The organism is Streptomyces sp. NPDC001868 (assembly GCF_040297125.1).
Classification (GTDB): domain Bacteria; phylum Actinomycetota; class Actinomycetes; order Streptomycetales; family Streptomycetaceae; genus Streptomyces.
Window position 1 is genome coordinate 72,579 of the sequence record NZ_JBEOYO010000038.1, and the last position, 8,411, is coordinate 80,989.

General features: G+C 75.1%; 4 protein-coding genes. All 4 read left to right on the forward strand.

Annotated features, from left to right (window positions below):
* Positions 1-42 precede the first annotated feature (42 nt).
* Entirely contained in the window at positions 43-4,689 is a 4,647-nt protein-coding gene (locus tag ABT147_RS33280) for a hypothetical protein (RefSeq protein WP_351413167.1), read from the forward strand.
* Between the two features lie 2 nt (positions 4,690-4,691).
* Positions 4,692-6,410 carry a hypothetical protein gene (locus ABT147_RS33285; protein WP_351413169.1) on the forward strand — a complete coding sequence of 573 codons (1,719 nt, stop codon included), beginning with the start codon at positions 4,692-4,694 and terminating at the stop codon, positions 6,408-6,410.
* Entirely contained in the window at positions 6,407-7,369 is a 963-nt protein-coding gene (locus tag ABT147_RS33290; protein ID WP_351413170.1) for a WD40 repeat domain-containing protein, read from the forward strand. The genes ABT147_RS33285 and ABT147_RS33290 overlap by 4 nt, the downstream gene beginning before the upstream one ends.
* 43 nt (positions 7,370-7,412) lie before the next feature.
* Positions 7,413-8,411, forward strand: a 999-nt coding sequence (locus ABT147_RS33295) for an Ig-like domain repeat protein (RefSeq protein ID WP_351413173.1), incomplete at its 3' end; no start/stop codon positions are given.

The window sequence follows — 8,411 nt, forward strand, 5'->3', positions numbered from 1 at the left end:
CGGCCCGTACCGACCCGCACCCACCCCAGGGAGACAGACCGGATGACTGACCTCGCACCGCTGCGCGCGGCCGTCGCCGAGGCCGAGCAGCGACGTGCCGGTCTCGGCCCCGACGCCACCCCTGCCCGACGCCGCGCCGCCTACGAGGAGGCGAGGGCCGCTCACCACGCCCTGCACGAGGCCCTGCGCACGTTCACCGCCGTGACCGACGTGGACGAACTGTTCGCCAGGCTGGATCCCGAGGTGCCGCTCATGCTCGCCCCGGTGCGCCTCGAGACCCGGCTGCGGCCGTCCGGCGGGCCGGCCACCAGCGTCGACGTGCGGATCTTCCCCGACGACATCCACATCGACAGCCACGACCCCCTGCCCACCGAGGGCGAGGTCCAGCAGGGCAAGCGGTACTGGCGCACCGTCTTCCGAGCCGGACGCACCGAGAACGGGGCCGGAGACCGGGACCGCATCCGGCTCGGCGCCTGGGAGCAGCTGTGCGGAGCGCTCGGTGCCGCCCGGGCCCGCCAGATCGCCACCCTGCTGGCCCCCACCGCCGACGACCGCCCCGAAGCTCCCCTGGCCGAGAGCGAGACCGGCCCCGAACCGGCCTGGCCCACCGACCTGCCCACCCGCTCCCGTGGCTGGGACCGGCCGTCCACCGCCTCCACTCTGCCCGACCAGTTCATCGTCCAGGCCTTCCAGCAGACCCCCGACGGCGAGATCCTCGTCGGCGAGCGACGCGGCGAGGCCGTACCGGACACCCTCCAGGTCGGCCCGGACCCCGACGCCCCGGCCGCTCCGCCCGCAGCGGACGGCAGCGGCCCGCTGACCGACCCGGGCCTGCACTGGCTCACCCATTTCGCCACCGCCCGCGACAACGGCCTCGCGGTCACCGTCCCTCTCGACAAGCCCGGTTACGACCCGACGCGCCGCCCGCTGCTCTCGCGCGTCATCGCCTTCGGCGTGTCCGCCTCCCTGGACCCGCAGGCCTCGGCGGAACGGGTCGCCCGGTTGCTCACCGGACGGGCCCGCGACGGCCAAGCCGCGTTCGTCGCGCAGGACACCCCCACGAACAACGTCCCGCAGGCCCGCCGCACCCCGGAGCGGCCACCCGACGTGGACGCCCTGCTGCCCGCGCCCGCCGCGGCGGCCCCCGCACCCGATCCATGGGCCAACGCCACCCGCTTGGCCACCGCCCTCGGCATCCCGGAAGCCGCGGCGGCCGAGCTGTCCGGCGGCACCGACCCGGAACAGGCCGACGCGCGCGCCCTCCAGCTGGCCCTGTGGAGCGCCACCGGCGACTTCTTTCTGGACCAGCTCATGGAGAGTGGCAGCCGCACCCAGGAGACCGGCATCGACCTGGACTGGCTGCGTCTGCACCAGGCGGACCTCGTACGCGCCCGGGGCCCGCTGCCTGCGCTGCGCCTCGGCAAGCAGCCGTACGGCGTGCTGCCCCTGACGGTGATGCGTCGCTGGCAGCCCGACCCGCAGCCGGGCCGCGAACGGGGCCAACTCGCCGGAATGCACCGCGTGCTGACCACCCTGCGCCCCTTCTGGCAGGTCGGCGTCGATACGCTGCCCCGGGTCGGCGGACCCGCCGAGCCGCCCGAACAGGCCCTTCCCCTGCCCAAGGGCGAAAGCGACGTGCTGCGCGCCCTGGGCCTCGCCGCGGTGTCGAGATCGGTCGACGTGCGCGCCGTCCGGGGCGCCCTCAACGCCTGCTACACCAACCGCCTCCTGGGCCTGGTGCCCGAGTGCGGCGCCGGACCCGAAGCCCGGCTGTCCGCCGCCCTGAACCGGGCCCTCGGCCTCGACTACGAGCCCGTCGTCTCCCGCCACCAGAACGCACGGCACCCCAGCCGCCTGTGGCTGCCCGCCGCCCGCCTGACGGACCTGGCCGAGGGCACCGACCCCGTCGGCGAACTCGCCGCCTTCCTGGAGGGGGTGGTCGACCGCTTCGAGCTCATCCACCTCCTGGTCCGCCCCAGCCGGGCCCGCACCCTCCTCGAAGCGCTGCTGCGGCACAGCGCCAACCTCGAGTACGGCCACGCCGCCGCGGCGGCCGCATACGCCTCGGAGCTCGTGAAGAACAATCGGCTGCGCTTCGCTGAAGTCATGCTCGCGCCCGCGGCGGCACTGGTGCTCGTATCCCAAGCCGGCCTCAAACTGAAGCCGTTCGCCATGAAGGCCACCCTGGGCCTGGCCCTGCCCGGCGTCGCCGAGGCCGACGCGCGCACCGTGCACGACGCCGTCGACATCGAGCGCTCCGCGCTCGCGTCGGCCGTCGCGAAGGCCGTCCGCGACGACCGGGGCATCCTGCGCCCCCTCGACCTCGAACGCCCGTGGAGCGTCCGCCTGGCCGAGGTCGACGCCGCACTGCGCTACCTCGCCACCCGCGTCCACGACTGGGCCAAGGCGGGCAAGGACCCGTTCGCGCTCATGGAACGGCTGCTGGGCGAGTGCCTCGACCTCGCCTCGTACCGGCTCGACGCCTGGATCACCTCGCTGGCCACCGTACGCCTCCTGGCCATGCGGGCCGGCACCAGACGGCCCACGGGACTCCAGCTGGGGGCCTACGGCTGGGTGCGGGACCTCTCACCGAGGGAAGGCCGCCGCAGCGAGGGCTTCGTGCTGGCCCCCTCGCTCGCGCAGGCCACCACGGCAGCCGTCCTGCACAGCGGATACCTGTCCCACCCCTCCGACCCCGGCGCGTTCGCCGTGAACCTGACCTCCGGCCGCACGCGTGTCGCCATGGCCGTCCTGGACGGCGTGCGCCAGGGCCAGCCCGTCGGAGCGCTGCTCGGCTACCGCCTGGAACGACGGCTGCACGAAGCACGGGAGAACGCCTCCGAACCCCTGGAACTCGACCGGGTCATCGCCCCGTTGCGCGCCCAGTGGCCGCTGCGTCCCGTGCACCACCCCGCACCCGACGCCCAGGGCTTCGTCGCGGCGCACGACGTCGTGGACGGGGCCGCCCTCGGTGAGATCCCCGTCGAGACCGCGATGGGCCTGCTGAAGCCCGGCATCACCCCTGCCCTGGACCCGATCCGGGAGGAACCCGTCGTCCGGGCCGCCCTGGAGGCCCTGCACGAGGACGTCGACGCGGTCGGCGACCTGCTCCTGGCCGAGAGCGTGCACCAACTCGCCAACGGCAACCCCGACCGGGCCGGGGCGACCCTCGCCGACCTCGCCGCCGGCGGACAGGCACCGCCCCGCCCGGAATTCCTCGACACTCCCGCCCAGGGCACTCCCGTCACACACCGCCTCCTCGTCGTCGTCCCGGAGAACACGCCGCCGGCGCAGGGCTGGGACGGGCCGGATCGGCGCGCCCGGCCACGTGCCGCCGCCGAACCCAGGCTCGACGCCTGGGCGGGCCACCAACTGGGCCGGACCGACCGCGTACGGCTCCGCACGGCCTGGCGGCGGCCCGGCCACGCCGCCCCAGCCGCGACCCGCACCCACCCCTGGCCCCTGACCGGTCACTGCGCCCTGGACGTCATCGCCCTCGCCGCCTCGGGGGAGCTGCGCGCCACCCTGAGCGAGGCCCTCACCGCACACCGGCCCGGGGACCTGCCGGGCGACGCCGTCGCCGAACTCCTCGACGGGCGCGGCGGCGACTGGCCCCGCTCGACAGTCTCCCTGCAGGAGTTCGAGGCGCTCGCCGGCGCCGTCGCCACGGTCCTCGCCACCGGCCGGCCCGGCGCGCCCACCGACCTCGCTCCCGCCGCCACCCCGCCCGAACAGGTCCTGGACGAGACCGAGCTGCGCGGACGAGCCCAGCGCACGATCGACGCCCTCGAAGAAGCCGCACAGGCCGCGGACCTGCCACGGCTCGCCGCCCACGGCATCGTCGTACCGGCCTCGGCCGCCGCCGACGACCAGGCCGCCCGCACGGAGGCCGCCGTCCAGGAGGCGCACTCACGGCTCGGCCTCGCACAGAAAGCGCTGGCCGGTACGGGCCCGCAGGCGGCCGCGGCGGCCCTTCGGGAGGTCTTTGGACCCGGCTTCCGCGCCGTCGGCCTCGGCACCCCACCGGACCCGGCCGCACTCACAGCCTCCTTCGGCCCGGGCCTCGACCGTGGCGGCACGGACGACATCATCCCGCGAGACTGGCTCGAACGCGCCGCCACCGCCCGCCCGGGCGCCGCCGCCCTCGCCGACCTGCTCGTCCTCGGCGAGGCGACCGGCACCGGCGGGGACTTCGCCCTGCGCGTCGGACAGACCCCCTTCACCCCCGGCGACCGCTGGGTCGGCGCCCGCCGCACGGCCGAACCGCCCCCCGCCACCGGACTCGCCGTCCACGGCCGCCCCGCCGCCGACCCGGCGAAGCCCGCCGCCGTCCTCGTGATCGACGAATGGCCGGAACTCATCCCCGCCCAGCGGCACACGGCGGGGGTGTCCTTCCACTACGACGCACCCGGCGCCCGTCCCCCACAGGCCGTCCTCCTCGCCGTACCACCGGTCGTGGGCAGCCCCTGGACCGCCGGACTGCTCGGCGAGACCGTGCGCGAGGCACTCGACCTCACCGAGCTGCGCCTGGTGGACCTCCAGGCACTTGGCTGGGTCGGCCGCTACCTGCCCGGCGTCTACCTGCCCCAGGAATCGCTCGGCACCGCCCCCGGCGTCTCGCTCCTGGAAATCATGAAGTCCCACATCGCCAAGGGCGCGATCACCAAGATCACAGACCAGGAGGCCTGAACATGGCCGACGACAAGGCGGTCTTCGCCCAGTACCACCGCATCGAGCCCCACATCCGCCCCCGGGGCACCGGGGGACAGCTCGACGAAGCCCTCGAAGCCCGGATCGCCGACCCCCTCTTCCTCCTGGCCCGCCAATGGCAACTGGCCGAGTTCCACGGCGAGGACGGCGGTTCGCCCGTCGCCTGCTCCGTGTCCACGACCGCGGCCGCCGTGGACCGCTTCCAGCCCGGCGACACCGGCCCCTCCGTGCCCTACCCGCCCGGCGTCCCCCTCGAATACCTCGTCGAAGCGGGCCGGGACCCGGACCCCTCCGACCACGATCTGACGCTGCGCACCGCCGCACGGGCCGGGCTGCGCTTCCTCGGCCAGCTCGGCGCGCTGCCTGCCGCGGTCCGGGACTCCGTCACCGACCAGGCCCTGGCCGCGTTCCCCCTCGTCGACCCTTCCTCGCAGGGGGATCCGGACGCCGGGCCGCGGGCGGACCCCGCCGGGCGGGCGCTCGCCCAGGCCCTGCTCGCCCGGGCCCCGCACGGCGGCGCGCTCGCCCGCGCACTGGCCGCCGGATGGCACCCGACCGGTCTGGACACGGCTCACCTGAACGCCTTCAAGCAGGCCGCGGCCCGGTGGAGCACCTGGTTCGCCGCCGAGCACGGCCCACCGGCCCGCTCCAGCTGGGTGCGCGACCGCCTCGAACACCACTTCGCCGTCGAGGCCCGCCACGGCGGTCGGCGCATCACCCTGACCGCGCCCGAGTACCCGGGCGGCGGAGCCGAGGCCTACCACTTCGACATCGACGCCGAAGCCACCGCCCTGACAGACCCGAACCCCGCCACCCGCACCCTCCTGCCCACCCGCGCCACCTACCCCGGCATGCCCGCCGAACGCTGGTGGGAGTTCGAGGACACCACCGTCAACCTGCCCTCCGTCGAGGCAGGTCCCGGCGACCTCGCCCGGCTGCTGCTCGTGGAGTTCGCCAACGTCTACGGAAACGACCACTGGGTGGTGCCGTTGGAGCTGGAGGTGGGCCACGTTCACGCCGTCACCGGCTTCACCGTCGTGGACACCTTCGGCGACCGGCTGGCCCTCGACGCCGCCGGCGACGAGCACTGGTCCCTGTTCCGGCTCGGCACCGCCGGCACCGGGCTCCCTGGCCCCGCCCTCCTGCCACTGCTGCCCCGGGCGGCAGCCCGACTCGAAGGAGCCGCCGTGGAAGAGGTGCTGTTCGTACGCGACGAGATGACCAACCTCGCCTGGGCGGTCGAACGCACGGTGCAAAGCGCGACCGGAAGAGCGCGCCGGCGCGCCGACGAGACCCCCGCCGCCGCCCCGCCCGCCCCGTCCGAGGTCCCCAACGCCCTCACGTACCAGCTGGCGACGGCCGTGCCGTACCACTGGATCCCGCTGGTACCCGTACCGCTCGAACCCGGCTCGGCCGCCGTCCGGTTCCGGCGCGGCCGGATGACCCTGCCCACCGCGGACGGAACCCTGCGCACCCAGGCACGCGGCCGCCTCCTCGCACCGGAGGTCCCCCGCGTGTACTTCCGGGACGAGGAGATCCCGCGCTCCGGCGTGAACGCCGCCCGGATCCCCACCACCGTCAGGGGCCACGACGGCCGCCACTACCACTGGACCGGACGCCGCGCCCGGGCCGGACAGGGTGAGGGCGCCTCGGGGCTGGCCTTCGACGGGGTGCTCCCGGCGAAGGAGACCACCGCGTGAACCACGGCCAGGGAGCGGTGACCGCCCTCGCGCTCGCCCGGGGCGAGACCGAGCTCGTCAGCGCGGACGGCGCCGGCCGGCTGCTCCGCTGGCGCCGGGAGACCGGCGAGGCCCTCTGTTCCATGTTCGTCGCCCACCGGAGCAGCATCTGGGCGATGCTGCTCACGTCCGACGACGCCGAGATCGTCACGGCGGGCAGCGACGGCACCCTGGGCCGCTGGCACCGCACCACCTCGACCCCGGCCACCGACCCCCTCACGGCCCACGCTGACTGGATCCTCGCGCTCCGCGCGACGCGGGACGGCTCCGAACTCCTCACCGCCGCCCACGACGGCACGGTACGGCGCTGGAACCGGGCCGACGGCGCATCCCTCGCCGACCCGCTCGCCGCCCACGACGGGGCGGTCCGCGCCATGGCCCTCACCGCCGAGGACCGGGAGATCGTCACCGCCGGCAACGACGGGGCGGTCCGCCTCTGGGACCGCGAGGGTGCCGCTCTCCTCACCCAGTTCGGCGGCCACATCGGCCCCGTGCCGGCCCTCGCCGTCTCCGCTGACGGCGCCGAGATCGTCACCGGCGGGCGGGACGGCACGGTGCGCCGTTGGGACCGTGTGGGCGGCGGCCCGATCGGCGCCTCTCTCGTGGCCGGCGCGCCTGTACGCGTCCTCGCCCTGACCGGGGACGGCGAGATCGTCGCGGGCTGCGACGACGGGACCGTACGCCGCTGGCGGCGGGCCGATGGCCGGCCCGTCGGCACAGCTCTGGAGACCGCCCACCTGAGCGTCTGGGCGATCACCGTCACCGCCGACGGCAGGGAAGTCGTCACCGGAGGCTGGGACGGCTTCATCCGCCGCTGGGCGCGCGACCCGGCCGAGCCGGAGATTCTGCGTCAGGCACGAAGCCGGTCCCGGATCGTGGCCGCGCCGCGCTTGCTGATCCGCGGCGCGACGCCGTTCTGACGACCCTCCGTTCCGACGACCGCCCGCCAGCGAGGAGCAACCGATGGCCGACATCCAGATCGACACCTCGCGGCTCACCGTTCCGTCGTTCAGCGTTCCCGAGGCCGGCCTCGGTCCGATCGACGGGTCGAAGAGCCCACCGCCCACCGTGACGCTCCCGGCTCCCGGCACCTACCGCCTGCGGCAGGAGCCCGCACCCGCCTCCGACGTCGTCTTCTCCGTGGCCGGGGACGGCACCCTCGACTTCGACGCGGCCCTCGACGCCGTCGCCGAGGGCCGCGGCACCCGCCGCCTGACGCTGCGCGGGTTGCCCGTCCGCGTGGACGGGACCGCCCTGGACCACGACCTCAAGCTGGACACCGGTGCGAGGACGCTGACGTCGAACCGGCCGCACGATCTGTCCCTGCTGCCCTGCCACCGGTACGGCCTCGGCGGGGGAGCCGGGAAGCTGGAGTTCGCCGTGGCCGTCGACGGTTCGGTCGGCACCGCCCCGGGCACCGAGGGTTATGCCTCCACGTCCGGAGCCACCCTGACGGTCCACGGCCGCACGATCCGCATCGACGGGACGGCGTTGTCGCACGACGTGCTGCCCGGCGGAATGCTCGGCCTCGGCGGCTACCTGCCGAGAGCGACGGTGAACGAGCTGACGGTGCTGCCGGCCACCGGATACTGGTTCCAGACGGGGCCGGGGCTCGTGGCGGACTTCCGGTACGGGGTGGATCGTGCGGGAGGCGTCACGGTGGGGCCGGAGTTCGCAGGTTTCGCCGAGGCCGAGGGCGCCACGCTGGTGCTGCGCGGGTACGCGATCCGCATCGACGGGACGGCCCTGTCGCACGACGTACTGCCCCTGTTCCTTGCCCGGCCGACCGAGTACCTTCCGCGTGAATCGGTCAACGAGCTGACCGTCCTTCCGGCGGCGGGATACGGCTTCCAGCCGGGGGCGGGGGTCGTGGCGGACTTCCGGTACGGGGTGGATCGTGCGGGAGGCGTCACGGTGGGGCCGGAGTTCGCAGGTTTCGCCGAGGCCGAGGGCGCCACGCTG